This is a genomic window from Mesorhizobium sp. L-8-3, from assembly GCF_016756615.1.
Lineage (GTDB): Bacteria > Pseudomonadota > Alphaproteobacteria > Rhizobiales > Rhizobiaceae.
In genome coordinates this window covers 3,006,410-3,031,915 of record NZ_AP023262.1, presented here as the reverse complement: position 1 = coordinate 3,031,915, position 25,506 = coordinate 3,006,410, and the positions used below count along the sequence as shown (strand labels likewise).

The window sequence follows — 25,506 nt, the reverse complement described above, 5'->3', positions numbered from 1 at the left end:
CAACTCAGGCGTCATTTGACGATCTACTAATTCCGGTCGCCTTCCGGATGAATCCAGCGCTTGTATGGGGGCATACACGCACATGAACTTGAACGGTTTCGACCTTAATCTCCTCCGGGTCTTCGACGCACTGATGCGCGAGCGCAGCGTGACGCGGGCCGGCGATCAGATCGGGCTGAGCCAGCCCGCCGTCAGCGCGGCGCTGCGGCGCCTGCGCGAAATCCTTGACGACCAGCTCTTCATTCGTCGCGGCAACGACATGATTCCCACGCCGCGCGCCCTCGAGCTCGGCTCATCCGTGCGGGAGGCGCTGGGCAAGATCGAGTTCGCCTTCCACAAGCGCCGGCACTTCGACCCCGCGACCATGCAACGGCGGTTCACGCTGCTCGGCTCGGACGTGTTCTCGATGATGATGATGCCGGCCCTCTCCAGGCGCTTCGCGGACGAGGCGCCAGGCGTCTCGCTGCAGCTCGTGGACAATGCGAGCGGGACCGCCGAGAAACTGCTCCAGGAAGATGCCGTCGACATTGCGATCGACACCGAGCTCGACATGTCCGACTGGACATCGAGCATGCAATTGCTGCGCGCGCCCTATGTCGCCGTTGCTTCGGCCGACCACCCGACGATCGCGGCTGCCGGCATCCCCTCCTGGGGAACGATCCCGCTCGACCTGTTCTGCGAGCTCCATCATGCGGTGCGGTCAGTCAACGGCATGGTGAAATGCGCGGTGGATACGTCGCTCGCCAGAATCGGGCGCAAGCGCCATGTGGCGCTGATGTTGCCGCATACGCTCGGCGTCGCACTGGCCACCGCACGTTCGCTCCATCTCGCCATCGTCCCGCGGCAGTTCGCGGAGTTGGTGGCGCCCAATCTCGGCCTCGAGATCTACCGGGCGCCGGTGCCGCTGCCCGCGACCGACATCAAGATGTTCTGGCATGCCCGCCACGACGCCGACAAAGGCCATCAATGGCTGCGCCTGCAGGTCTGCAAGGTCAGGGACGAGTTCGAGCTCAAGATGAGGCGCCGGGCCGATCCTGCGGTCCCGCGTCTGATCGCATGACCTTTGCGGCGGGACGGTGACGGTGCCTCGCCCCGCCGCGCTTTCGCGCAATTACCAGGGGATGTTCGACTTCGGTGCGTCGGTCGACGTCGGCGCCGCGGTCTTGATCGAGGATACCGTCGCCTCGACGTGATCCACCAATGCATCGGGCAGCTTGAGTCGGCCGGCCAGCAGGTCGAGATAGCCTCGTTCCGCACGCGAATCCGGCTCGATCGTAAGGCGCGAGGCTGTGTAGAGCTCGACCTTCTGCGCCTCGGTCTGCGCGGCGGCCACCAGGGCGTCGATCGACAGCGGATGCTCGATCTCGGACATCAGGAAGTCCTGCGCCTCACCGTCCAGGCCGGCCAGGCTGACCCGGTCCGCGATCTTCTTGCGTTCCTCGTCGTCGATATGGCCGTCGGCATTGGCGGCCGCGATCATGGCGCGGATCAGCATGAGGGCGAACTCATCCTCCCCTTGCGGTGCCTGGGCGGGATGGAACTCCGTATCCGAAGGAGGCGGCAGCAGTTCGGGCTCGCGGGCGGGCGTGCCCGAGGCGTCCGTCTGCTGGGCCGGCTGATCGCCGCTCCTGTAGTTCTGGTAGGCCTTGTAGGCCAGTCCGGCGATGGCCGCGAGCCCGCCGACCTTGAGCGCCGACCCGGTGACCTGACGCCCGGCACTGGTGCCGAGCAGCACGGCCACCAATGCGCCCGTCGCCAGCGGATTGTCCTTGGCAAGCTGGGTCGCCTGGCCTGCCTTCTCGCGCAGCGTCCCGCTGGTCCCGGGGATCGTCGAGCCGAGCAAATCGTCGAGCAGTTTCTTGGGGTCGAGCATCCTGGCCTCCATCTGGTGGTCCCGTCGCCCGCGGCGACAGGTCTCCTGCGAGCGCCGCTCGCCCATTCGAACGCGCAAAGGACGCTCCATCACTTGAACAACGCATCATGCTTTCCGAAAATCGAGTACGACTTTCGGGCCGATCCGCTTGATCTATGCAGCCCTTGGCGACACTACAATGACCGAGATGAAGGCGGCTGGGAAGCCGGTCAGCTTCCGATGTGCCTCGCGCCGCCGCGCGCCTCGGCGAGTTCGACCTGCCGATGCCGCTCGGCATAGCGCGCGCGGTCGGCATCGCTGCGGAGGTCATGGCAATGCGGACAGGAGACGCCTTCGCGATAGGTCCCGGCTGCCCTGTCGGAGGCGGTCAGCGGGCGCCGGCATGCGCGGCAGAGCTCCGCATCGCCGATCTCCAGGCCATGGCCCACGGACACACGCTCGTCGAAGACGAAACACTCGCCTTGCCACAGGCTTTCGGACGCCGGAACCTCCTCCAGATATTTGAGGATGCCGCCCTTGAGGTGGAAGACCTCTGCGATCCCCAGCGACTTCACATAGGCCGTCGCCTTTTCGCAGCGGATGCCGCCGGTGCAGAACATCGCCACCTTGCGGCCCTCCAGCGCGGCACGGTTCTCACTTGCCCATTGCGGGAAGTCACGGAAGCTCCCGGTCGCGGGATCGACCGCCCCGCGAAAAGTGCCGATCGCCACTTCATAGTCGTTGCGCGTGTCGACAACGAGCGTATCGGGATCGCTGATCAGGGCGTTCCAGTCGCGCGACTCGACATAGGTCCCCGCACTCTCGCGCGGGTCGATGTCGGTCACGCCCATCGTCACGATCTCCTTCTTCAGGCGGACCTTCATGCGATGGAACGGCATTTGCGGCGCGGTGCTGTATTTGACCTCGAGCCCGGCCAGTGCGGGCACAGCCCTCAGCCGATCGATCAGCGCGGCGATCGCATCCTCGCTTCCGGCGACAGTACCGTTGATGCCCTCATGGGCGAGCAGCAGCGTTCCCTTGATGCCGTGGCCGCAGCAGAACTGCGCCAGCGGCGCCTTGAGATCGGTGAAGTCGGGGAGCCACGTGAAACGGTAGAGCGCGGCGACCCGGAAGGGCGCGGTGGAATGCATGGCCTGCCCTAGCCCCTGGCGCGCCCGGATGCAAGCCGATGGCTGGAGCGGCCTTTCGCGATGCAACCGGTCGATGCGACGAGGTGTTGAACGATGGACCGGCGGCGCCGGCTCTGATATTTCGGGCCGTCGGGACGACACGCGTCCTCAGGGACGCGTGACGCCCCGGCACTTCCTCACGCTTCGTGTTTTCCGAAGATCGACAACGATTCTCGGGCCCACGCTTTAAATCGGTTCAAACAGACAGGACGGGACTGCCATGGCGAACAAGTCAGAAAAGCTCCTCGCGCTGCTCAAGGGCCAGCCCGTCATTCCCGTCCTGAAGATCGCCGACGTCGCGGATGCGGTTCCCCTTGCCCGGGCGCTGGCGCGGGGCGGACTGCCGATGATCGAGGTGACGCTGAGGACCCCCGACGCGATCGAGGCGATCCGCCGCATCGCCCGGGAGGTGGAAGAGGCCGTGGTCGGGGCCGGCACCATCCTCAACGCCGGCCAGTTCGAGCAGGCAGCACAGGCCGGATCGCGCTTCATCGTCAGCCCCGGCGCGACGAGCCAGCTCTTCGCCGCGGCGCGCGGCAGCGAGGTGCCGTTGCTGCCCGGCGCGATCACGCCCGCCGAGATCATGACCGCCGCCGAGGAAGGCCTGGATTTCCTGAAGTTCTTCCCGGCCGAGCAGGCAGGCGGCATCGCCTTCCTGAAATCGCTCGCCTCGCCTTTCGCCGGCATTCGTTTCTGCCCGACCGGCGGCGTCACGTCAGGCAATGCGCCCGACTATCTCGGCCTGCCGAACGTCGTCTGCGTCGGCGGCTCCTGGGTGGCGCCCGACGAGATGGTGAAGGCGCAGCAGTGGGACAAGATCGAGGCGCTCGCGCGCGAGGCAGCGGCGCTGGCGGGCTGAGCAGGCCCGCATCCCGACATGACGCTGTGAAAAGGCACTCAAGCAGAGAAGCCGCGCCGCTTCGTCCGGCCCGGCCTCCCCGCGTGGACTGCGGAATCCACCGAACCGGAAAACGCTGGCAAGCGGGTCAGTTGAAACGCGCCACCGACAGGAAGGTCACAGCCTTGCCGGTGAACCGGTTCGCATCGGCCAGTTGCTGGTCGCCCTGCTGGAAGCCGGCGGTGTAGACCTCGCGCGGCGCCGAGTAGACGATCTTGTTTGCATAGGACGGCGCCTTCGTGCCGTCGGTGTTGTTGGCGATGTAGTTGCCGTCGAGCGCCCAGCGGGCTGCCCTTGGCTGCGCCGCCAGAACCACCGGCTTGGGCTCGGGCTTGCTGTCGGCGGCTCCCGGACGCGCCGACTTGGCCGTGGTCTTCACTCCGCTGAACGCCGAGGCCGGATCGGAACCGGGCGCACGGGCCGCAAGCGCCATTTTCGGCGACGCGGCGACCGCGGCGGTGCGCTCCATCTTCGGCACCGCGATGATCTCCTCGGGCGCCGGCTTGAACCCGGCCGTCTCCAGCAAAGGCGAGGCGGACGGCACCGGCGCGCGAGGTTCGGGCGCGGCATAGGCAGCAGCCTCCGGCACGGCCGTCATCGATGCCGGAAGGGCGGCCACCGCGGCGGACGCGATCGTGTCGGCCGGACGGCTCGACGGAAGCGGCACGGCCACCGCGTTCTGCAGCTCTTCCACCTGTGTGCTCGCGACCAGAAGCGCGTCCTGGGCGGTGGCGAGTTCGGCAGGCGGCGCATAGGCCGGCCGGCGGGTCGGCAGCGGCACGTTGAGCGCGACTTCCGCCGCGGGCTCGTCACCCTGACTGGACAGGTCGACCAGCGGGCCCCGATTGCTGTCGAGGTCCACGAGCGGCGCGCCGACGTCGGTCTTGGGGCGCGGCGCCACCGCCGGCAGCGGCACGTCGCGGGTCGGCAGCGCGGCGACGATGGTTTCCTGGGCGGGCTCTTCGGCCGGGCGCGCGACGTCGGCCGGGCGCGCCAGTTCCGGCGGAAGAATGCGGATCTGTCCGTTTGCCGGGTTCTCGACCTTCTGAGGCGCAGGCTTCTGCTGGCGGGCCGGCTTCGGCTCGGGTTCGTCGGCCGCGGCCGCCACGACAGCGCCGCCGCTTTCTTCCTCTTCATCCGCGCCGCCGCCGAACAGCGCAGCCAGCAGGCCGCCGGAACGCGAGCGGCCGCCCGAACTCGCCAGCGCGATGGCGGACCCGCCGCTCTTCCTGCGCGATTCGTATGCGGCCACGGCCTGTTCGAAGCCCGGCAAAGGCTTGCCGTCGCTCGGCACATGAAGGGTCTTGCCGCTCGGGAACAGCGCCACCAGTTCCTTGCGGCTCATCTTCGGCCAGTGACGCACATTGCCCACGTCGAAATGAACAAAGGGCGAGCCGGATGTCGGATAGTAGCCGACGCCGCCGCCCTGCATCTTGAGCCCGATCTCGCGAAGCTTCTTGAGCCTGACGTCGGGCAGATAGAAATCCATCGCCTTGCCGAGCATATGCTGGCTCTTCTTGGCAACGCCCTTGGAGCGGCTGCGCAGCATCGAGTTGGTCGCGGGCGAGCGGTAGGCCGAAACGACATGGATATAGTCGTTCGACCCCGAAGCGCGATAGGCCTCCCAGACAAGATCGAGCAGGCGCGGATCCATCTTGGTCGGCTCGTTGCGCCGCCAGTCGCGCAGGATATTGTTGATCTGCTTCAGTCCGTTGGCGTCGTAACGGCCATTGCGCTTGAAAGTGATCTGGGCCTTCTCGCCCGTATGGATGAAATAGAGCTTCAACGTGCGCGTCTCCGCGCTCGCCGCCGCTCCCCCTCCCAGGAGGATGCTGGTCGCCAGCATCAGAAGTGCCAGCCATTTCGGCCAGACGGCTCCCCTCGGATCCCGTCCGCGAATTCCCAGGTCGATCTTGATCAAATCAAAAGGCCTTGCAGACTGCCGTTTGTCCCCGGATTTGATGCCCGGATGCCCCTCAGGTGCTCTCCGAATATCGTTCCTAATGGTTAATCAGAGCTTATTGAAGCCGAAATGCGGTAAGACCATGGCGACAATCCGCCGAAAAATCTACGGCTGAGATCAAGGTAAACCGGAGGTTTACACGAGAAATTGTGGACGGCGGCCAGACGGACCGATCACTGATTCGGGCCGGACGAGCCACATCCCGGGCCTTGCTCCAGACGTTCGGACGACGGGACGTGCCTCAGGAAGCCAACCGATCCGAACGCTGCTGATCCGGGTCGATGCCGTATTCCTTCAGCTTGCGGTAGAGGGTCGAACGCCCGATCCCCAGGCGCCGGGCGACCTCGCTCATCTGGCCGTTGTAACGCTCGATGGCCAGCTTGATCAGGTCGAGCTCGATCTCGGCGAGTGCCCTGACATTGCCGCGCTCGTCGAGCGCGCGCAGGATCCCGAACTGTTTCTCGCCGCCGGCAGGGGCGGCCGCCGCTGCCGGGGACTGCGCAGCGACTGGCGCGGGAACGGAGGGTGCAGTTGCGGCGGGGGCCTCCGGCGCCCCGGCGATCTCCGGCGACAGTTCGATGCCCTCGACCTGCGCCCGGATCTGCGGGAAGTCCGCGGCGGTCAGGACGTCGCCGTCGCAAAGCACGGTGGCGCGGAAGACGGCGTTCTCGAGCTGCCGGATGTTGCCCGGCCAGTCATAGGCCTGCAGCATCCGCAGCGCCTCCTCCGAGATGGCGCCGATCCCGCGGCCTCCCGATGCCGTCATGCGGGCCATGAAATGGCTGACCAGATGCGGAATGTCGTCACGCCGGTCGCGCAGCGGCGGCACGAAGATAGGGAAGACGTTGAGGCGGTAGAACAGGTCTTCGCGGAATTTGCCCTCCTTCACCTGCTGAAGCAGGTTACGGTGGGTCGCCGAGATCAGCCTGATGTCGACCTTGACCGTGGCCCGCGCGCCGACCGGGTCGACCTCGCCGTCCTGTACGGCGCGCAGCAGCTTGACCTGGACGTCGAGCGGCAGGTCGCCGATCTCGTCCAGGAACAGCGTACCCGAATGGGCCTCGACGAACTTGCCCGTGTGTTTTTCCGTTGCGCCGGTGAAGGCCCCCTTCTCGTGGCCGAACAGGATGCTTTCCACCAGATTTTCGGGGATTGCCCCACAATTCACGGTCACAAAAGGTTTCGAGCGGCGTTCGCCGGATCCCTGGATGGCGCGGGCCACCATCTCCTTGCCGACACCGGACTCCCCTTCTATCAGGATTGGGATGCTGGACGCAGCCGCTTTCTGACCGAGCCGGATCACCCGCTCCATGGTTTCGCTGCGGGTGACGAGGTCCTTGAAGGTCAGCGTTCCGCCCGACGGCTTGCGCGCCCGGCGCACCGCCTCCCCGACCGCCTCGACCTTGAGGGCGCTCGATATCGCTGCCTGCAGCCGATCCGGCGACGCCGGCTTGACGACGAAATCGAAGGCGCCGGCCCGCATCGCGGCGACAACGGTGTCGATCCCGCCTTGCGCCGTCTGCACGATGACGGGCAAGGCGATGTCGCGCTCGCGCATGGCGGCCATGACGCCGATGCCGTCAAGGCCGGGCATCATGAGATCGAGGATGACTGCCGACACATCGCGTCCGCGCGGCCCGTCGAGTACCGCGAGCGCCGCTTCGCCGCCGTCGACGACGATCGCCTCGTGGCCGAACTTCGTCACCGCCGCTTCGAGAAGCCTGCGCTGGACGGGGTCGTCATCGACTATGAGGATCGGACCGGCCATGAAACAAATGGATTGTCGCCCGCAGGCGGGTGGTTGTCGCCTGGAATTTGCCACAGCGGTTCTAAATAAGCCTTCAAGAAAGCCGGTGAACGAAACCTTTCCCCTGCCACGGACCGGCAGGGCCCTCGCGAAGACCTGGGTCGCCGAAGGAGAAAGGAACGCCTGATGCGTCAGGACACCCAGCCGCCGTCGACTTGCGCATCGTGCTTTCCGAAAACCGTTCCGATTTTCCGGCCGATGCGCTAGGAGAGCGGCTTACCCCGGTAACCGGAAGGCCCTGAAATGCCCATTCGCTCGAAGCTGTCGGCGTTCGCATCCCGCACGACCATGTCGAAACCCGCCTCCGCCGGCGCATCCGGCCCGGCGCTCGGTGACCTGCCGGAATGGAATCTGGGCGATCTTTATTCCGGCATGGAAGCCCCGGAGCTCCGCCGCGACATCGACGAAGCCGGCAAGCAGGCGATCGATTTCGAGAGCCGCTGGAAGGGCAGGCTGGCCGCGGAGGCCGGCAAAGGCGCCGCCGGCGGGCTCGGCGCGGCACTGCGCGAATATGAGGCGCTGGAGGAACTGATCGGCCGCATCGCCTCCTATGCCGGGCTGATCTATGCCGGCAACACGTCCGATCCGAAGCGCGCCAAGCTCTATGGCGACGTGCAGGAGAAGATGACCGACTCCGGCTCGCATCTCCTGTTCTTCCCGCTCGAGCTGAACCTCGTCGACGACGCCCTCATCGAGGCCGCACTCGATGCCGATCCGGCGTTCGGCCACTACCGCCCCTGGGTGCTCGATCTCAGGAAGGACAAGCCCTACCAGTTGGAAGACCGGGTCGAACAGCTCTTCCACGAGAAATCTGTCACCGGCCGCGGCGCCTGGAACCGGCTCTTCGACGAAACAATGACCGACCTGCGCTTCGACGTCGACGGCGAGGAGCTCGCTCTGGAGCCGGTGCTCAACAAGCTGCAGGATCCTGACGGCGAGATCCGCCGTAAGGCGGCCGGAGCGCTGGCCGACACCTTCAAGCAGAACCTGCGGACCTTCACGCTGATCACCAACACGCTCGCCAAGGACAAGGAGATCTCCGACCGCTGGCGGGGCTTCCAGGACATAGCCGATTCCCGCCATCTGGCGAACCGCGTCGAGCGCGACGTGGTGGACGCGCTGGCTGCCGCGGTGCGCGACGCCTATCCCCGGCTTTCCCATCGCTACTATGCGCTGAAGGCGAAATGGCTCGGCATGGACGCGATGAATCACTGGGACCGCAACGCGCCGCTGCCGGAGACCCCGCAGGCGACGATCGCCTGGGACGAGGCCAGGGAAACCGTGCTCTCGGCCTATCATCGCTTCTCGCCCGAAATGGCCGAGATCGCGCGTTCCTTCTTCGACCGCAAGTGGATCGACGCCCCGGTGAGGCCCGGCAAGGCGCCGGGCGCCTTCGCTCATCCGACGGTGCCCTCCGTGCATCCCTACGTGCTGCTCAACTACATGGGCAAGCCGCGCGACGTGATGACGCTTGCCCATGAGCTCGGCCACGGCGTCCACCAGGTCCTGGCCGGCGGACAGGGCGCGCTCATGGCCTCGACGCCTCTGACGCTCGCCGAGACGGCCTCGGTGTTCGGCGAGATGCTGACCTTCCGCTCTCTGCTCGACAGGACCACCGACCCGCGTGAGCGCAAGGCGATGCTCGCCCAGAAGGTCGAGGACATGATCAACACCGTGGTGCGCCAGATCGCCTTCTATCAGTTCGAGCGGAAGATCCATACGGAGCGGCGCAACGGCGAGCTGACCTCCGACAGGGTCGGCGAGTTCTGGCTGGAGGTGCAGGCCGAGAGCCTCGGCCCGGCGATCAGGCTTCGCGAGGGCTACGAGACCTTCTGGGCCTATATCCCCCATTTCATCCACTCGCCCTTCTACGTCTATGCCTATGCCTTCGGCGACTGCCTGGTGAACTCGCTCTATGCGGTCTACCAGAATGCCGAGCGCGGCTTCCAGGAGAAGTATTTCGAGATGCTGAAGGCCGGCGGCACCAAGCATCATTCCGAGCTTCTCGCCCCGTTCGGCCTCGATGCTTCCGATCCCGGATTCTGGCAGATCGGTCTTTCGGTGATCGGCGGGCTGATCGACGAACTCGAAGCCCTGGACTGAGGCGGAAAACAAGCGTGCCGGCGCTCTGCCGGCATTCTCGGACATCGTGACGACACCCATGCCGCCCTCGCCCTTCGTCCTGTTCCGGGATGACTTCTCCGGCAGCGAGCTGCTGTTCGACGAGCCTATTCGGGTCTTGACGGCTCAAACGCCCGATGAGTTCGACGCCGCCCTGGAGGCGGCGGAAGATGCCCATCGCTCCGGCCGCTGGCTCGCCGGCTACCTCTCTTATGAAGCCGGCTATCTGCTCGAGCCGAAGCTGCGGCCGCTCCTGCCGGGGGGCCGCCGCGCGCCGCTTCTCAGCCTCGGCATCTTCGACGGGCCATCCGCGCGGAGGCTGTCGTCTGCACCCGAGCCGCTGGGCAACGGACCGATCTTCGATGCCAGGCCGTCCTGGTCCTTCGAAGACTACGAGAAGCGCTTCGCGCGCCTTCATCGGCATTTGCGCGAAGGCGATTGTTATCAGGCCAACCTGACCTTCCCGATCGATGCGCAGTGGAGCGGCGATCCGTTGGCCGCCTTCCGCACGCTCGCCGCGCGCCAGCCCGTCAAATACGGTGCCCTGGTCTCGCTCGGCGATCCCGTCCTGCTGTCGCGTTCCCCTGAGCTTTTCTTCAAGGTCGATGCCGACCGCTGGATCGAGACCCATCCGATGAAAGGCACCGCGCCGCGTGGCAAGACCAGGGCCGAGGACGCCAGGCTCAAGCGCTTCCTGCGCAACGACCCAAAGAACCAGGCCGAGAACCGGATGATCGTCGACCTCCTGCGTAACGACATCTCGCTGGTGAGCGAGGTCGGCACGCTCGATGTACCGGAACTCTTCCGCATCGAGAGCTATGCGACGGTGCATCAGATGGTGAGCCGCGTGCGCGCCAGGCTGCTGCCCGACCTCACCATCCGCCGGCTGTTCGCCGCGCTGTTCCCATGCGGCTCGATCACCGGTGCGCCGAAGATCCGGGCGATGGAGATTCTCAATGCGCTGGAAGAGCGCCCGCGTGACGCCTATTGCGGCTCGATCGGCTGGATCGAGCCCGGCGGGCGCATGCGCTTCAACGTCGCCATCCGAACGATTTCGCTCCATGCCGGCGGCGACGCGGTGTTCAATGTCGGCGGCGGCGTGGTTTTCGATTCTTCGGTGGAAGCGGAGTATGAGGAATGTCTCCTGAAAGCACGCTTCGCCACGGCTTCGAACTGATCGAGACGCTGCGCCACGAGCCCGGCCTTGGCCTGGTGCGATCGGAGCGGCACCTGGCCCGGCTGGCTGCCTCGGCGCGCGAACTCGGCTTTCGATGCGATCCGACTGCGGTCCATGACGCAATCGCGCGCGCTGTCGACCCGACACAGATGCTGCGGGTGCGTCTCGCCCTGGCATGGAGCGGCGGTGTCAGTTGCACCGTCCATCCCTTCGCCCCGATCGCGCCGTCCACAGTCTGGAAACTCGCGATCGCCGCCACGTGCCTCGACCGCGACGACCCGCTGGTCCGCCACAAGACGACACGGCGGGAGGTCTACCAGGCGGCTCGCGAGGAGTTCCCGCCGGAGGCCGTAGACGAGGTAATCCTCACCAACCGCGAGGGTCAGCTCTGCGAGGGAACCATCACCAACATATTCCTCGATATGGGCGATGGCGGTCCGTTGCTCACGCCGTCGCTCGATTGCGGTCTGCTGCCCGGCGTGCTGCGGGCGGAACTGATCGACACCGGACACGCAGTGGAAAGGGAACTGACGCCGGGCGACCTCGCAAACGCCAGCGTCATATATGTCGGCAACTCCCTGCGCGGCCTGATCCGGGCCGCCTTGCGCTAGCAGTCGCTTCGGCTATCTTGCCGGCAAAGACCAATCCAGTCCGGATCAGCGTGACGCCCACCCATACTCCCTATGACGGCTCGACGAAGCCGTTCACCATCGGCCTCAAGCCCCTCGACCTCGACGAATGGATCGAGGTCGACGACGATATCGACGCCTATCTCGCCGAGAAGGACCGGCTCCACGCCCAAATCCCCGACAAGGTCTTTGTCGAGGAGAGAGACACGCGCCAGGCCCAGCAGGAGGTGCTCGACCTTCTGGCCAGCTATCTGCCCGGCCGCTTCCCGGAGACCTACCGGCGCTACGGCGACGCGCTGCTGGTCGGCCGGATACGTCGCCAGGTTCTGGACGACGGTTCTCCGCCGCTGCTCATCGCCGCCCGACTGGTTCAGGAAGACCTGGTCCTGATGCGAAAGAGTGAGGACGGCTGGCGGCTTGTCGCCGCCACACTCTGCTTCCCTGCCTCCTGGTCGCTCCAGGAAAAATTCGGCAGGCCGCTGCAGGACATTCATGCGCCGGTTCCGGGCTTCGGCCGCGGCACCCGCACCGCCGACATCATCGGCCGCATCTTCGATAGTCTCGCCGCGGCTCAACCGGTCGAACGCCGGAACTGGTCGCTGCAGGCCGGCGGGGATTTGTACAAGCCGCTTTCCGGCGCCGAGCGCACGGAGCGCGCGGTTGTCCGCCCGTCGCGATTTCCAGAGGCCGACATCGCCGCGCACGCCTTCATGCGGGTCGAGCGCCAGACGCTGCGCAAGCTGCCGGAAAGCGGCGATATCCTGTTCACCATCCGCACCTATCTCGACCCGATCGAGAGGCTCGCACGCCATCCCGACCGCGCCCGCATCGCGGCCTCCTTCGCCGATCAGCTTGCCGCGCTGGAAGGGTCGCAGCTCGATTACAAGGGTCTCACGGCCGACCGTGACCGCCTGGTTTCGGCGCTGCGGACGATTGCCGCGGACGCAACCTGACCGGCCGGCGTAAACCCTGACCGCGAAATCTTCTTTATTGTGACGGCAATCTGTGGTTAGCCCGCATTTCGTGCAATTCACGCGCCTTGCGCCCGGCATCGAGTCGGCGACATCCCCCCATCCAAGGAGTTCTTGAAATGGCAAAAACGGAGTGGCCGGTCCACGGCGAAATCACCGGCCCGATCGTCATGATCGGCTTCGGCTCGATCGGCCGCGGCACACTGCCCCTCATCGAGCGCCATTTCAAATTCGACAAGTCGCGCATGGTCGTCATCGACCCGCAGGACGCCGACAGGAAGCTGCTCGACGATCGCGGCATTACCTTCCTCAAGGAGGCCGTGACGAAGGAGAACTACAAGAAACTGCTGAAGCCGCTGCTGACCAATGGCGGCGGCCAGGGTTTCTGCGTCAACCTGTCGGTCGACACCTCGTCGCTGGACCTGATGAAGCTCTGCCGCAAGCTCGGCGTGCTTTACATCGACACGGTCGTCGAGCCCTGGCTGGGCTTCTATTTCGATGCCAAGGCCGACAATGCGGCCCGCACCAACTATGCGCTGCGCCAGACGGTCGTCGACGAGCAGGAGAAGAATCCCGGCGGCACCACCGCGATTTCCTGCAGCGGCGCCAATCCGGGCATGGTTTCCTGGTTCGTCAAGCAGGCGCTGGTCGATCTCGCGAAGGAGCTCGGATTAGACTTCGAGGAACCGGCACAGCACGACCGCCAGGGCTGGGCCAAGCTGATGCAGAAGGCCGGCGTCAAGGGCATCCACATCGCCGAACGGGACACGCAGCGCACCAAGAAGCCCAAGCAGATGAACGTGTTCTGGAACACCTGGTCGGTGGAGGGCTTCATCTCCGAGGGCCTGCAGCCGGCCGAGCTCGGCTGGGGCACTCATGAGAACTGGATGCCGAAGAACGCCAGGAAACAGAAATACGGGTCCAAGGCGGCGATCTTCCTGGAGCAGCCCGGCGCCAACACCCGCGTGCGCACCTGGTGCCCGACGCCCGGGCCGCAATACGGCTTCCTCGTCACCCACAACGAGGCGATTTCGATCGCCGACTTCTTCACCGTGCGCTCGAAGAAGGGCAAGGTTCAATATCGGCCGACGTGCCACTACGCCTATCATCCCTGCAACGAGGCCGTGCTGTCGCTTCACGAGATGTTCGGGGCGGCCGGCAAGGCCCAGCCCGTGCACCATGTGCTCGACGAGAACGAGCTGGTGGACGGCTCGGACGAGTTGGGCGTGCTGCTCTACGGCCACGCCAGGAACGCCTACTGGTACGGTTCGCAGCTCACGCTGGAGCAGGCCCGCAAGCTGGCGCCCTACCAGAACGCCACCGGTCTGCAGGTCACCTCGGCCGTGCTCGCCGGCATGGTCTGGGCGCTGGAGCATCCCGAGGCGGGCATCGTCGAGACCGATGAGATGGACTATCGGCGCTGTCTCGAAGTGCAGACGCCATATCTCGGGCCGGTGAAAGGTTATTACACCGACTGGACGCCGCTGGAGGGCCGGCCGGGCCTGTTCGAAGAGGATATCGACGAAGAGGACCCCTGGCAGTTCCGCAACGTTCTGGTGCGCTGATCGCGCCTGCGTCCAGCAGTCGGCCAGGGCCGCCGCAGCTTCAATTTCGCAGCGCCCCTTGCGCGCCCGGGATGGGCGTGCGGCGCTCTTTCACGCCTTGCATTCGCCGGGAAATCGGGCGATTGATCCGCCGGGGTGCGGGCCGAGGAGAGGATTCGCCGATATGACGATCATGCGCAACGTGTTGGCAATGGCCGCGTCGGCCGCGATGGTCGCCGGGTGCGTCGCAGCCGGCCCCGGCGGCGGGCCTGTGGCCAACGCTTCCAGCCCCTTCGACGGCGAATGGATGAGCACGGACGGCGTCGCCATCTCGCGCTTCTCCGGTGGCGTCTTCGAGACGATCGCAACCGATACCGGCAACAAGCTCGCCGACGGCAACTATCACCTTGTAGACGCCAGGACGGCCTCGATCACCGTACGCTCGCTGATCCGCCAGACCACGTCGAGCGTGAACTGCGCGCTGGTCGCGCCCACGCAGCTCAACTGCACCAGCTCGACCGGCCAGCAATTCGTCCTGACGCGGCGCGCTCGCGCATGACATCAAGGCATGTCTCCCGAAAGCGTGCAGCGGTTTCGGGAATAAGACATGGGCCAAAGCTGCGTGTTGCCTGAACGCTTCACGCCACACGCCGTAGCGTGCTTCGCGGCGCCTGCTTGCGCCGTGCGCGCCGGATTGCGATAACCTCCTGAAACGATCGGGAGGAACCATGTTTTTCGACAGCCTGGAAACCCGCGATCCCGAGCAGCGCGAGCGTGACCTGTTCGCCAGGCTTCCGGGCTTTCTCGCCGAGGCGATGTCAGGCGCTCCCGCGCTTGCCGCCCGGCTGGAGGGAACCGACCCCGCGGCGATCCGTGATCGCGCCGCGCTTGCGGCGCTGCCGGTGCTGCGCAAGTCCGAACTTATGGAGCTTCAGCAGGCGAACCCGCCCTTCGGCGGCTTTGCCGCCTCCGCGGCGCTCGCCGGAAAGCACGTCTTCATGTCTCCCGGCCCGTTGTGGGAGCCCGAAGGTGCCGGCTCGGATCCGGGCGGCGCGGCCCGCGCATTCCATGCGGCCGGCGTGCGGTCCGGCGACATCGTCCACAACACCTTCTCCTATCATATGACGCCTGGCAGCTTCCTTCTCGATGCCGGCGCGCGGGCGCTGGGCTGCGCCGTCTTCCCCGCCGGCACCGGCAATACCGAGATGCAGGTCGAGGCGGCGGCGACGCTGAGGCCCCGCGTCTATTGCGGCACGCCCGACTTCCTCAAGGTCTTGCTCGACAAGGCCGGGGAAATGGGCAAGGACCTGTCCGGCTTCCGCGCGGGTCTGGTCTCGGCCGGGGCGCTGTTTCCCTCGATGCGGGCGGAATACCGGATGCGCGGCGTCGACGTGCTGCAATGCTACGCCACCGCCGAAATGGGCGTCATCGCCTATGAGAGCGCCGGACCGGACGGCACCCCCTATCCAGGCATGATCGTAAACGAGGAGCTGATCGTGGAGATCGTGCGGCCGGGTACCGGCGACCCCGTTCCGGAGGGCGAGGTGGGCGAAGTCGTCGTCACCGGCTTCAACCCGTCCTATCCGATGATCAGGCTGGGCACCGGAGACCTTTCGGCGGTGCTGCCCGGTCGGTCGCCATGCGGCCGCACCAATACGCGCATCAAGGGCTGGATGGGCCGGGCCGACCAGCGAACCAAGGTGAAGGGCATGTTCGTCGACCCGCGGCAGGTAGCGGAGATCGTCGCCCGCCACCCGGAGATCAGGCGCGCGCGCCTGGTCGTCGGCCGCGCCGAAGACCGCGACGTCATGGCGCTCCATGTCGAAGTGGAGGGGCATGCCGATGCCGGCGGGATCGAGACGACCTTGCGCGAGGTCACCAAGCTCGGGGGAAGCGTCGTGCTTGCTGCCGCCGGCTCGCTGCCGAACGACGGCAAGGTCATCGCCGACGAGCGCGACTATTCCCGCTGATCGCCTCCCGAAACGGCAGCCGGCCGGCTGCCGTTTCCGCTTGCATCCTCCCAATCGCAATGTGAACATATGAACGAGACGCATCCGGAGGGATAGGCGCGCCGGGGGCAAGCCTGCGATACGAGGCTCTCCGTAGCACAGGCTTCAACGAGTGGCGCTAAGTCACCGCTGGTTCAACTGGGAGTTCGAACGATGAGAAAGATGTCTGCGATCGCCGCGGGCGCAGCCTCGATGCTGGCCCTGTCGGCCGGCGCTTCCTTTGCCGACTATACTTTGACCATCCTGCATATCAACGATTGGCACAGCCGTATCGAATCCAACAACAAATACGAATCGACCTGTTCTGCCGAGGAAGAAGGCAAGGGCGAATGCTTCGGCGGCGCCGCTCGCCTGGTGACAGCGATCGCCGACCGCCGCAAGGCGCTCGACGGCCAGAACGTGCTGCTCCTCAACGGCGGCGACAATTTCCAGGGCTCGCTCTTCTACACGACCTACAAGGGCACGGCCGAGGCCGAGTTCCTGAATATGATGAAGTTCGACGCCATGACCGTCGGCAATCACGAGTTCGACGACGGCGAAGAGGTGCTGGTGCCCTTCCTGGAGGAGGTCAACTTCCCGGTGCTCAGCGCCAATGTCCATGCCGACGCCAAGTCGAAGGTCGGCGACAAGATCAAGCCGTCGATCGTGGTCGAGGTCGGCGGCCAGAAGATCGGCATCATCGGCGCGGTCACCAACGACACGCCCGAGATCGCCTCGCCCGGCCCCAACATCACCTTCGAGGAGGACATGAAGGCGATCGCGGCCGAGGTCGAAAAGCTGAAGGCCGAGGGCGTGAACAAGATCATCGCGCTCACCCATGTCGGCTATCCGCGCGACAAGGAGGCCATCGCGAAGATTCCCGGCGTAGACGTGGTCGTGGGCGGCCATTCACATTCGCTGCTCTCGAACACCGATCCGAAGGCCGAAGGCCCCTACCCGACGATGATCGACAATCCGGAGGGCTACGAGGTTCCGGTCACGCAGGCTGCCTCCTATTCCAAATATCTGGGAGAGTTCGCCGTCACCTTCGACGACAACGGCGTGGTCAAGGAGGCCAAGGGCGATCCGATCTTGCTCGACAAGTCGATCATGCCCGACGCAGGGGTGCTTGAGCGCATCAAGGCGCTCGGCGCCCCGATCGAGGAGATGAAGTCCAAGGTGGTCGCCGAAACAGCCGCGCCGATCGATGGCAGCCGCGAGACATGCCGGGCACGCGAATGCGAGATGGGCAACCTCATCACCGACGCCATGCTCGACCGCTTGAAGGGCCAGGGCGTCACCATCGCCGTCCAGAACGGCGGCGGCATCCGCGCATCGATCGACCAGGGTCCGGTGACCATGGGCGAAGTGCTGACCGTGCTGCCGTTCCAGAATACGCTGGCGACGTTCGAGATCTCCGGCAAGGACCTGGTGGCTTCGCTCGAGAGCGGGGTCAGCGAGATCGAGGAAGGCAAGGGCAAGTTCCCACAGGTCGGCGGCCTGAGATACTCCTTCGACAAGTCGGTCAAGCCGAACGAAGGGCGCATCAAGTCGGTCGAGGTGATGGAAGACGGTGCCTGGAAGCCGATCGAGCCGGAGAAGCTGTACCTGGCCGCCACCAACAACTTCGTCAGAGGCGGCGGCGACGGCTACAAGCTGTTCGCATCCAACGCCCGGAACGCCTATGATTTCGGCCCCAGCCTGGAGCAGGTGGTCGCCGACTATCTCGCGGCCAACCAGCCCTATACGCCGAAGCTCGAAGGCCGCGTCAGCGAAGTCGGCGCCACGCAGGTCGCGGCCGGCGAACCGGCGAAGCCGGCGGAAACCGCGCAAGCGGCGCCCGCCGTGCCGGAACTGCCGACCGCTTCGGGCGACATCGCCAACACGCCGCCGACCGTGCCCAGCGATGCGGCGCCTGCGCAGCCTGCCCCCGCAGCCCCGATGGAAGCCGCACCGGCCCAGACAGCTCCGGCCCAGTCCATGGCGGGCGAATCGAGCCACGTGATCGAGACCGGCGACACCTATTGGGACCTGGCCGAGAAGAGCTACGGCGACGGGGCGAAATGGAAGGCAATCTCGGCCGCCAACCCCGAATACAGGCCGCGCCGTCTTCCCGTGGGCGCCACGCTCAGGATTCCGGCCGCCAACTGATACCCAACGGCCGACGATTTCGCACTTTGGCGCGAAACGCGGCGGGCAACCGGGGCCCGCCGATCTGCCCCTGGCAGGCTGCGGCCAGACGCTGCATTGAATTCGCGCCCGGCATCGCTAGGTTCCGCCCATCAACGAGGCGAAGATGAACCTGACGAGCAGCAAAGCCACGACCGACATCCCCGCTCCTTCCCGCAACGGCAAGGTCGGCATCCTCCTGGTCAATCTCGGCACGCCCGACGGCACCGATTTCGGATCGATGTGGCGCTATCTGCGCGAGTTCCTGTCGGATCCGCGTGTCATCGAGTTGAACAAGCTGGTCTGGTATCCGATCCTCTACGGCCTGGTATTGACGACCCGGCCGGCCAAGTCGGGCGCGAACTACGCCAAGATATGGAACCGCGAACGCGACGAGTCGCCGCTGCGCACCTATACGCGCGCCCAGAGCGAAAAGCTCGCGGCCACCTTCGCCGCCCGACCCGACATCGTCGTCGACTATGGCATGCGCTACGGCAACCCGTCGATCGCCAGCGCCGTCACCAGGATGAAAGCGGCGGGCTGCGACAGGATCCTCACCTTTCCGCTCTATCCGCAATACTCCGCCACCACGACCGCGACGGCCAACGACAAGCTGTTCCGCGCCCTGATGACGATGCGCGACGCGCCGGCCGTGCGCAGCGTGCCCCCCTACTACAACGAGCCCGTCTATATCGACGCGCTCGCCCGCTCGGTCGAGGGACATCTGGCCGGCATCGGTTTCGAGCCCGAGGTCGTGATCGCATCCTACCACGGCATTCCCAAGCCCTATTCCGACAAGGGCGATCCCTACCGGCAGCACTGCATGGAGACCACAAAGCTGCTGCGTGAGCGCCTCGGCTGGAGCGAGGACAAGCTGATCACGTGCTTCCAGTCGCGTTTCGGCGCCCAGAAATGGCTTCAGCCCTATACCGACAAGACCGTCGAGCGCCTGGGCAAGGAAGGCGTCAAGTCGATCGCCGTCGTCAACCCGGGCTTCTCGGCCGATTGTATCGAGACGCTCGAGGAGATCGCCGTCGAGGCGCGCGAGATATTCTTCCATGCCGGCGGCGGGAATTTCACCCATATACCCTGCCTCAACGACAGCGACGAGGGCATGGCCGTCATCGAGGCGATGGTGCGACGCGAACTGTTGGGCTGGGTCTGACCCTGCATCGTCCCGCCCTGCCCTTCCGGGCGGAACGAAATGCAATCCGAGCGATTGTGTCCGCCGCAATTCGTCCTTAATTCTGCTCCTGTCCGGAGTTGGCGACCGGGCGATCGGCAACAAGCCAGAGCGAGGGGAGAACGGCATGCCTTTCACGGGCCTGGACGTCATCATTCCGGTACTTGTCATTCTCGTGCTGCTGGTGCTGTTCACCGGCATCAAGACCGTGCCGCAGGGTTACAACTACACCGTCGAGCGTTTCGGCCGCTACACAAGGTCGCTGACGCCGGGCCTCAACCTCATCGTGCCATTCATCGATCGTATCGGGGCCAGGATGAACATGATGGAGCAGGTCCTCGACGTGCCTACCCAGGAGGTCATCACCCGCGACAACGCCATCGTGGCCGTCGACGGCGTCGCCTTCTTCCAGGTGCTGAACGCCCCGCAGGCGGCGTATCAGGTCTCGGGCCTGCAGAATGCCATCCTGAACCTCACCATGACCAACATCCGCACCGTCATGGGCTCGATGGATCTCGACGAACTGCTGTCGAACCGCGATGCGATCAACGAGCGCCTGCTGCGCGTTGTCGACGAGGCGGCTCACCCATGGGGGATCAAGATCACCCGCGTGGAGATCAAGGACATCAACCCGCCCGCCAACCTTGTCGAATCCATGGCACGCCAGATGATGGCCGAGCGCGAGAAACGCGCCCAGATCCTCGAGGCGGAGGGCAAGAAGCAGGCGCAGGTTCTGGAGGCAGAGGGCCGCAAGGAAGCCGCCTTCCGCGACGCCGAAGCGCGAGAGAGAGCAGCCGAGGCCGAGGCGCGTGCCACGCAGGTGGTGTCCGAAGCCATCTCGCGCGGCGACATGCAGGCCATCAACTATTTCGTGGCGCAGAAATACACCGAAGCGCTGGCCAAGATCGGCTCGTCGAGCAACAACAAGGTCATCCTCATGCCGCTCGAGGCGTCGTCGCTGATCGGCTCGCTGGGCGGCATCGGCGCCATCGCCAAGGAGGTCTTCGGCGAAACGCCGGGAGGCGCGCCGCGACCCGCCAGCCGTCCGCCGCGCTTTCCCGAACAAGGCTGAGGACAGGCCGTCATGATCGAGAGCCTTCTTTCCGAGCTGGGCCCCTGGAACTGGATGGTTCTCGGCTTCGTGCTGCTTGCCCTGGAGATCCTCGTTCCGGGCGTGTTCCTGTTGTGGATCGGGCTCGCCGCGCTTGCGACCGGCGCAATGTCGCTCTTCCTGTGGCACGCCGGCTTCTGGACCTGGCAGGTTCAGGTGCTGGTGTTTCTCTTGCTGTCGCTGGTCGCCGCCTATGCCGGCAAGAAGATCATGGCGGGCAAAGGCGATCATACCGACCAGCCGCTGCTCAATCGTCGCGGCGACCAGTTGGTCGGTCGCATCGCGACCTTGACGGAACCGATCGTCGACGGGCGCGGCCGCGTCAGGATCGGCGACACGATCTGGCGGGTCTCCGGGCCCGACCTTCCCGCCGGCGTCAAGGTGAAGGTGACGGCGGCGACCGATCTCGACCTGGAACTGGTGGTCGAGGCTGTCGAGACGTCGGGCGAAGCCGCCCTCAAACAATAGTTGACACAATAAACATCAGTTTATAATGATGCGACCTCGTCGGGAGGTCGCATGAACAATCACCAACTCGGCCAGCAGGAGCGCGCTGTTCTGGCGGCGATCGCCGCGAACCCGTTCATCAGCCAGTCGGAGATCGCCGCCGCGCTCGGCCTCGCCCGCTCGACCGTGGCGGCCCATATCGTCTCGCTCGGCAACAAGGGCTATATCCTCGGGCGGGGCTACGTCCTTCCCGACGCGAAGCGCATCCTGTGTCTCGGCGGCGCGGTCGTCGACCGCAAGTATCACGCCGCGAGGGCGGTGATGCTGGAAACCTCGAACCCTGTCTCCAGCCAGCGCAGTTTCGGCGGCGTGGCGCGCAACGTCTGCGAGAGCCTGACCCGCCTCGGCGTCAGCACCGGCCTCGCCTCGATCGTCGGCGACGACGATGCCGGACGAGCCCTGGTGAGCCATATGCGCAATCTCGGCTGCGACACGACCGCCGTGGTGGCGCAACAGGACGGCTCGACCGCGGAATATGTTGCCGTCGTGGCTCCGGACAGCAGCCTCGTCGTCGGCCTCGCCGACATGGGCATCTTCGACAACCTCACCGGCGCATTCCTCGACGGCGTCTGGTCGAGCCTCGCCTCCTCTTCCTGGGTCTTCGCCGATTGCAACGCGACGGCAGAGCTCCTGGAGCAGCTTGTCACACGCAAGCGTTCGGCCCGTTTCAGGCTGGCCATCGATGCCGTGTCGGCGCCGAAGGTGCACCGCCTGCCGGCCGATCTCAGCGGCCTCGACCTTTTGTTCCTCAACATGGACGAAGCGGCCGAGTATCTCGCGGACACGTCTCTTGCACCCGAGGCTGCGGCGGTCGCGTTGCGGGCCCGAGGACCGGAAAGCGTCGTCATCACCCGGGGAAGCAAGGGGGCGCTTATCGCCACCGCCGATGGTGTGAAACATTGTCCGTCGATCGAAACCCATCCGGTCGACGTGACCGGCGCAGGCGACGCGTTGATCGCAGGTACCCTGTACAGCCTGCTTTCCGGCGAGGACCTTTTCGAGGCTGTCCGCACGGGATGTCTCCTGGCGGCCAGGACGACCGAGAGCCATTTATCCGTCCATCACGAACTGTCGCCGGACTTCCTGGAAAGGTCCAGGAGCCGGCTTGCTAGCGGAGCCGACCATGCGCCATGAACCACTACGCCCGACGCTGAGCGAGGAAGTCGCCGACGCCCTGGCGGAAGGCAAGCCAGTCGTCGCGCTGGAATCCACGATCATCTCCCACGGCATGCCATTTCCGCAAAACGTCGAGACCGCGCGCGCCGTCGAGGCGACCGTTCGCGCGAACGGCGCCGTGCCGGCCACCATCGCCGTGCTCGATGGCGTGCTGCGTGCCGGACTGGACGCCGAGATGCTCGAGCGTTTCGGCGATGACAAAAGCGTGGTGAAGGCCTCGTCCCGCGACCTCGCCTGCGTGCTCGCGGCCGGAGGTTCGGCCGGCACCACGGTCTCGGCAACGATGCGCATCGCCGAGCTCGCCGGCATCGGCATCTTCGCCACCGGCGGCATAGGCGGCGTCCACCGCGAGGCGGAAGCGACCTTCGACATCTCGGCCGACCTGACCGAACTCGGCCATACGCCGACGACGGTGGTCTGCGCGGGCGTGAAGTCGATCCTGGATATCCCCAAGACGCTCGAATATCTGGAAACGCAGCGCGTGCCTGTGATCGTCTTCGGCTCGACCGAGTTCCCGGCCTTCTATACGCGGCACAGCGGCGTCCATGTCGACCAGCGGCTCGACACGCCGGAGGCGATCGCCCGGACGATCGCGCTCCATCATCGTCTGGGATCTGGCACCGGCCTGCTCATTGCCAATCCTATTCCTGAAGCTGCCGCACTCGATCATTCCGGGATCGATGCCACCATCGCGGCGGCGGTCGAGGAGGCGCGGCAGCGCGGCATATCGGGCAAGGAGGTGACGCCCTTCCTGCTTGCACGGCTCAACGAGCTGACTTCGGGCAAGAGCCTCGAGGCCAACATCGCGCTGGTGCTCAACAATGCGGCGCTCGCCGCGCGCATCGCGGCCGCGGGCGACGGTTCGCGGTAAACCGACTGCAGGCACGACTGGAGGATCAAGATGCAGGCTTCGACATTCCCCGTATTCGATCTCGGGCGGTTCGAAAAGGCCGGTCCCGGGGAGAAAAAGGCGCTCGGGGCCGAAGTAGACAGGATCTGTCGCACGACCGGCTTCCTGGCCATCACCAATCACGGCGTTCCGCAGCCCGTGATCGATGCCGCATGGTCGAAGGCGCGCGCCTTCTTCGATCTTCCGGCGGAAGAAAAGGAACGCGCCAAGGCCCCGTACAAGGGTTATCCCTACGGCTATCTCGGGCCGGAGCTGGAAGCCCTCGCAAGGTCCCGCAATATCGATTCCCCGCCGGACCTCAAGGAGAGCTTCAACGGCGGCCCGCTCAGGGTGCCCGAGGGCATGAACGATCCCGAGGCGCTCGCCTTCTGCTATGCCGAGACCATCTGGCCGGAGGCGCCGGACGGCTTCGTCGCGGCCTGGAGGGACTACTACGCCGCGCTCGAGGATCTCGCCATGCGCGTCATGCGGCTGTTCGCGACCGCGCTCGAGCTTCCGGAGACCTATTTCGACCGCTTCATCGACGCGCCGATCAGCGCACTGCGCGCCCTCAACTATCCGGAACAGCACGTGCCGCCGAAACCCGGCCAGATCCGTGCCGGCGCCCATACCGACTATGGCAGCCTTACCATCCTGTTGCCGCAGGCTGGCTCGCGCGGACTGGAGATCATCACGCCGGACGGAGCGTGGACGCCGGTGCCGCCGATCCCGGGCGCCTTCGTCATCAACATCGGCGATCTGATGGCGCGCTGGACCAACGACAGATGGGTCTCCACCGTGCACCGCGTGGTAAATCCTCCGGCGGATGAAGGCGGCATGGATCGTCGCCAGTCCATGGCCTTCTTCCACCAGCCCAACTGGGATGCCGAGATCGTCGTGCTGGATGCCTGCCTGGGCGCCGGCGAGACACCCAGATACGAGCCGGTCCGGTCAGGGCCCTATCTCATGGGCAAGTTCAAGGCGACGACCAGGTAGCACCGTCCTTCATGAACTTTGTCGGTCGTGCTGCCTCTCATCCGCTGGACAGCAGCCGGATGAGAGGCAGCAACAACGGTTCCATTGGAATAGCGGCATCAGCATCGGCCAGCGGATTAGGCATCCATCTCCGATGCGTGGCGCGACGGCGCCCAGCGGCCCCTCTCAGGCGACCCCGATCCGCAAGAGGTCGTGCAGGTGCACGATGCCGACCGGCTTGTCCTTCTCGACCACCATCAAGGTCGTGATGGCGGAGGAGTTGATGATCTGCAGCGCGGTGGCTGCGAGCGTGTCCGGGTTGACCGTCTTGGGCGCTCGCGTCATCACCTCATCCACCGTCATCGCCAGCAGATCCTTGCCGATGCTGCGGCGCAGGTCGCCGTCGGTGATGATCCCCGAAAGGCGTCCGTCAGCCGCGATGATCGCCACGCATCCGAAGCCCTTGCTTGAAATCTCGACGATCGCATCCCTCATGTCCGAGCCGGAGGTCACCAGCGGCAGCTTCTCGCCGATATGCATGACGTCGCGGATCTGGGTGAGGTTGGCGCCGAGCTGACCGCCCGGATGGAAAGTACGGAAATGCTCCGGCGTGAAGCCCCGTGCTTCCAGCAGCGAGATCGCGAGCGCGTCGCCGACGACCAGTTGCATCAGTGCCGAGGTGGTCGGCGCCAGGCCGTGCGGGCAGGCTTCGGCGGCTCGTGGCAGGCATATCGCAACGCTCGCCTCGCGCGCCAGCGTCGACGTCTCTCCGGCTGTCACGGCGATCAGCGGTATGGAGAAGCGGCGCGCATAGGCCACGATGCTCTTGAGCTCGGTGGTCTCGCCCGACCAGGACAGGGCAAGGACGACGTCGCCGCGCGAGATCATGCCGAGATCGCCGTGGTTCGCCTCGGCCGAGTGCACGAAGAAGGCCGGCGTGCCTGTGGAGGCGAGCGTGGCAGCGATCTTCGCCCCGATATGCCCGCTCTTGCCGACGCCGGTGACGATCACGCGCCCCGGGATGGCGGACAGGAGTTCGACCGCCTGGCCGAAAGGCTCGGCGAGCCCGTTATCCAGCGCCGCGGCCAGGGCGGAGAGGCCTGCCTGCTCGACCGTCACGGTCCTCAGCGCGGAAGCGATCGCCGCTTCCCTGTTCGCCGTCTTCCTCAAGCCACCGGCCTCCCGGTCTGCCGCCTTCTTCAAGCTGCCTGTGTGCATGGCTGAAGCGCTTAGCGCGTTCGGTCGAAGCTGTCCATTGATCATTGCCCGCGGCCAGGGCGGGTTGCACGTCCAGCCTCTGGCGGGGGCGTTCCTCAACCCTCCGTTAACCATCGCAATTTACGGTTCAGTAAGCAT

21 protein-coding genes are annotated in these 25,506 nt (G+C 65.7%); 16 read left to right on the top strand and 5 right to left on the bottom strand.

The features are described from left to right. Nucleotides 1-82: 82 nt before the first annotated feature. Entirely contained in the window at nt 83-1,060 is a 978-nt protein-coding gene (locus JN302_RS14195) for a LysR family transcriptional regulator (protein WP_202312971.1), read from the top strand. 51 nt (nt 1,061-1,111) lie between these two features. Here the strand turns inward: JN302_RS14195 and JN302_RS14190 are convergent, their stop codons facing one another. Together JN302_RS14190 and trhO are read right to left on the bottom strand one after the other, a co-directional pair. Then, entirely contained in the window at nt 1,112-1,873 is a 762-nt protein-coding gene (locus tag JN302_RS14190) for a tellurite resistance TerB family protein (RefSeq protein ID WP_202312970.1), read from the bottom strand. 209 nt (nt 1,874-2,082) lie between these two features. Beyond that, on the bottom strand, nt 2,083-3,003 hold the full coding sequence (gene trhO / locus JN302_RS14185; RefSeq protein WP_202312969.1) for an oxygen-dependent tRNA uridine(34) hydroxylase TrhO: 921 nt from the start codon (nt 3,001-3,003) through the stop codon (nt 2,083-2,085). Nucleotides 3,004-3,262: 259 nt separating this feature from the next. On the opposite strand from trhO, the gene JN302_RS14180 reads away from it, so the two are divergent. Continuing rightward, the gene (locus JN302_RS14180; RefSeq protein ID WP_202333314.1) at nt 3,263-3,901 is read left to right on the top strand and encodes a 2-dehydro-3-deoxy-phosphogluconate aldolase; all 639 of its coding nucleotides are present in this window, start codon (nt 3,263-3,265) and stop codon (nt 3,899-3,901) included. Nucleotides 3,902-4,028: 127 nt separating this feature from the next. Here the strand turns inward: JN302_RS14180 and JN302_RS14175 are convergent, their stop codons facing one another. Continuing rightward, on the bottom strand, nt 4,029-5,861 hold the full coding sequence (locus JN302_RS14175; RefSeq protein ID WP_342215952.1) for a DUF882 domain-containing protein: 1,833 nt from the start codon (nt 5,859-5,861) through the stop codon (nt 4,029-4,031). 283 nt (nt 5,862-6,144) lie between these two features. Next, on the bottom strand, nt 6,145-7,671 hold the full coding sequence (locus JN302_RS14170) for a sigma-54-dependent transcriptional regulator (protein WP_202312967.1): 1,527 nt from the start codon (nt 7,669-7,671) through the stop codon (nt 6,145-6,147). A gap of 327 nt (nt 7,672-7,998) precedes the next feature. Here JN302_RS14170 and JN302_RS14165 point away from each other — a divergent pair, with 327 nt between their 5' ends. The 14 genes from JN302_RS14165 to JN302_RS14100 all read left to right on the top strand — a co-directional run bounded on the left by JN302_RS14165 (nt 7,999) and on the right by JN302_RS14100 (nt 24,171). Beyond that, entirely contained in the window at nt 7,999-9,813 is a 1,815-nt protein-coding gene (locus JN302_RS14165) for a M3 family oligoendopeptidase (RefSeq protein WP_202334287.1), read from the top strand. Between the two features lie 58 nt (nt 9,814-9,871). Beyond that, nucleotides 9,872-11,008 (top strand): aminodeoxychorismate synthase component I, encoded by a 1,137-nt coding sequence (locus tag JN302_RS14160; RefSeq protein ID WP_202334286.1) that lies wholly within the window; start codon nt 9,872-9,874, stop codon nt 11,006-11,008. Then, nucleotides 10,969-11,619: an aminotransferase class IV family protein gene (locus tag JN302_RS14155; protein WP_202333313.1), complete on the top strand. Its 651-nt coding sequence runs from the start codon at nt 10,969-10,971 to the stop codon at nt 11,617-11,619. Before JN302_RS14160 ends, JN302_RS14155 begins: the two co-directional genes overlap by 40 nt. 44 nt (nt 11,620-11,663) lie before the next feature. Then, on the top strand, nt 11,664-12,590 hold the full coding sequence (locus JN302_RS14150; protein ID WP_202334285.1) for a heme-dependent oxidative N-demethylase family protein: 927 nt from the start codon (nt 11,664-11,666) through the stop codon (nt 12,588-12,590). Nucleotides 12,591-12,727: 137 nt separating this feature from the next. Next, a complete protein-coding gene (locus tag JN302_RS14145) occupies nt 12,728-14,173 on the top strand; it encodes a homospermidine synthase (RefSeq protein ID WP_202333312.1) in 1,446 nt (481 codons plus the stop codon). 163 nt (nt 14,174-14,336) lie between these two features. Further along, a complete protein-coding gene (locus JN302_RS14140; RefSeq protein WP_202312964.1) occupies nt 14,337-14,711 on the top strand; it encodes a hypothetical protein in 375 nt (124 codons plus the stop codon). Between the two features lie 169 nt (nt 14,712-14,880). Beyond that, nucleotides 14,881-16,122, top strand: coding sequence for a phenylacetate--CoA ligase family protein (locus JN302_RS14135; protein ID WP_202333311.1), 1,242 nt, complete (start codon nt 14,881-14,883; stop codon nt 16,120-16,122). 192 nt (nt 16,123-16,314) lie between these two features. Beyond that, entirely contained in the window at nt 16,315-18,291 is a 1,977-nt protein-coding gene (locus tag JN302_RS14130; RefSeq protein WP_202333310.1) for a 5'-nucleotidase C-terminal domain-containing protein, read from the top strand. 145 nt (nt 18,292-18,436) lie between these two features. After that, entirely contained in the window at nt 18,437-19,474 is a 1,038-nt protein-coding gene (gene hemH, locus JN302_RS14125) for a ferrochelatase (protein ID WP_202333309.1), read from the top strand. 145 nt (nt 19,475-19,619) lie between these two features. Next, nucleotides 19,620-20,564 (top strand): SPFH domain-containing protein, encoded by a 945-nt coding sequence (locus JN302_RS14120; protein WP_202312957.1) that lies wholly within the window; start codon nt 19,620-19,622, stop codon nt 20,562-20,564. A gap of 12 nt (nt 20,565-20,576) precedes the next feature. After that, nucleotides 20,577-21,071 carry an NfeD family protein gene (locus JN302_RS14115; RefSeq protein WP_202333308.1) on the top strand — a complete coding sequence of 165 codons (495 nt, stop codon included), beginning with the start codon at nt 20,577-20,579 and terminating at the stop codon, nt 21,069-21,071. A gap of 51 nt (nt 21,072-21,122) precedes the next feature. Next, nucleotides 21,123-22,244, top strand: coding sequence for a carbohydrate kinase (locus JN302_RS14110; RefSeq protein WP_202333307.1), 1,122 nt, complete (start codon nt 21,123-21,125; stop codon nt 22,242-22,244). Then, complete coding sequence (locus tag JN302_RS14105; RefSeq protein ID WP_202312951.1) at nt 22,234-23,157, top strand: pseudouridine-5'-phosphate glycosidase; 924 nt, start codon at nt 22,234-22,236, stop codon at nt 23,155-23,157. The genes JN302_RS14110 and JN302_RS14105 overlap by 11 nt, the downstream gene beginning before the upstream one ends. Nucleotides 23,158-23,187: 30 nt before the next feature. Continuing rightward, entirely contained in the window at nt 23,188-24,171 is a 984-nt protein-coding gene (locus JN302_RS14100; RefSeq protein ID WP_202333306.1) for an isopenicillin N synthase family dioxygenase, read from the top strand. Between the two features lie 165 nt (nt 24,172-24,336). Here JN302_RS14100 and JN302_RS14095 read toward each other — a convergent pair whose 3' ends face one another. Continuing rightward, entirely contained in the window at nt 24,337-25,368 is a 1,032-nt protein-coding gene (locus tag JN302_RS14095) for a KpsF/GutQ family sugar-phosphate isomerase (RefSeq protein WP_202312947.1), read from the bottom strand. Nucleotides 25,369-25,506 lie beyond the last annotated feature (138 nt).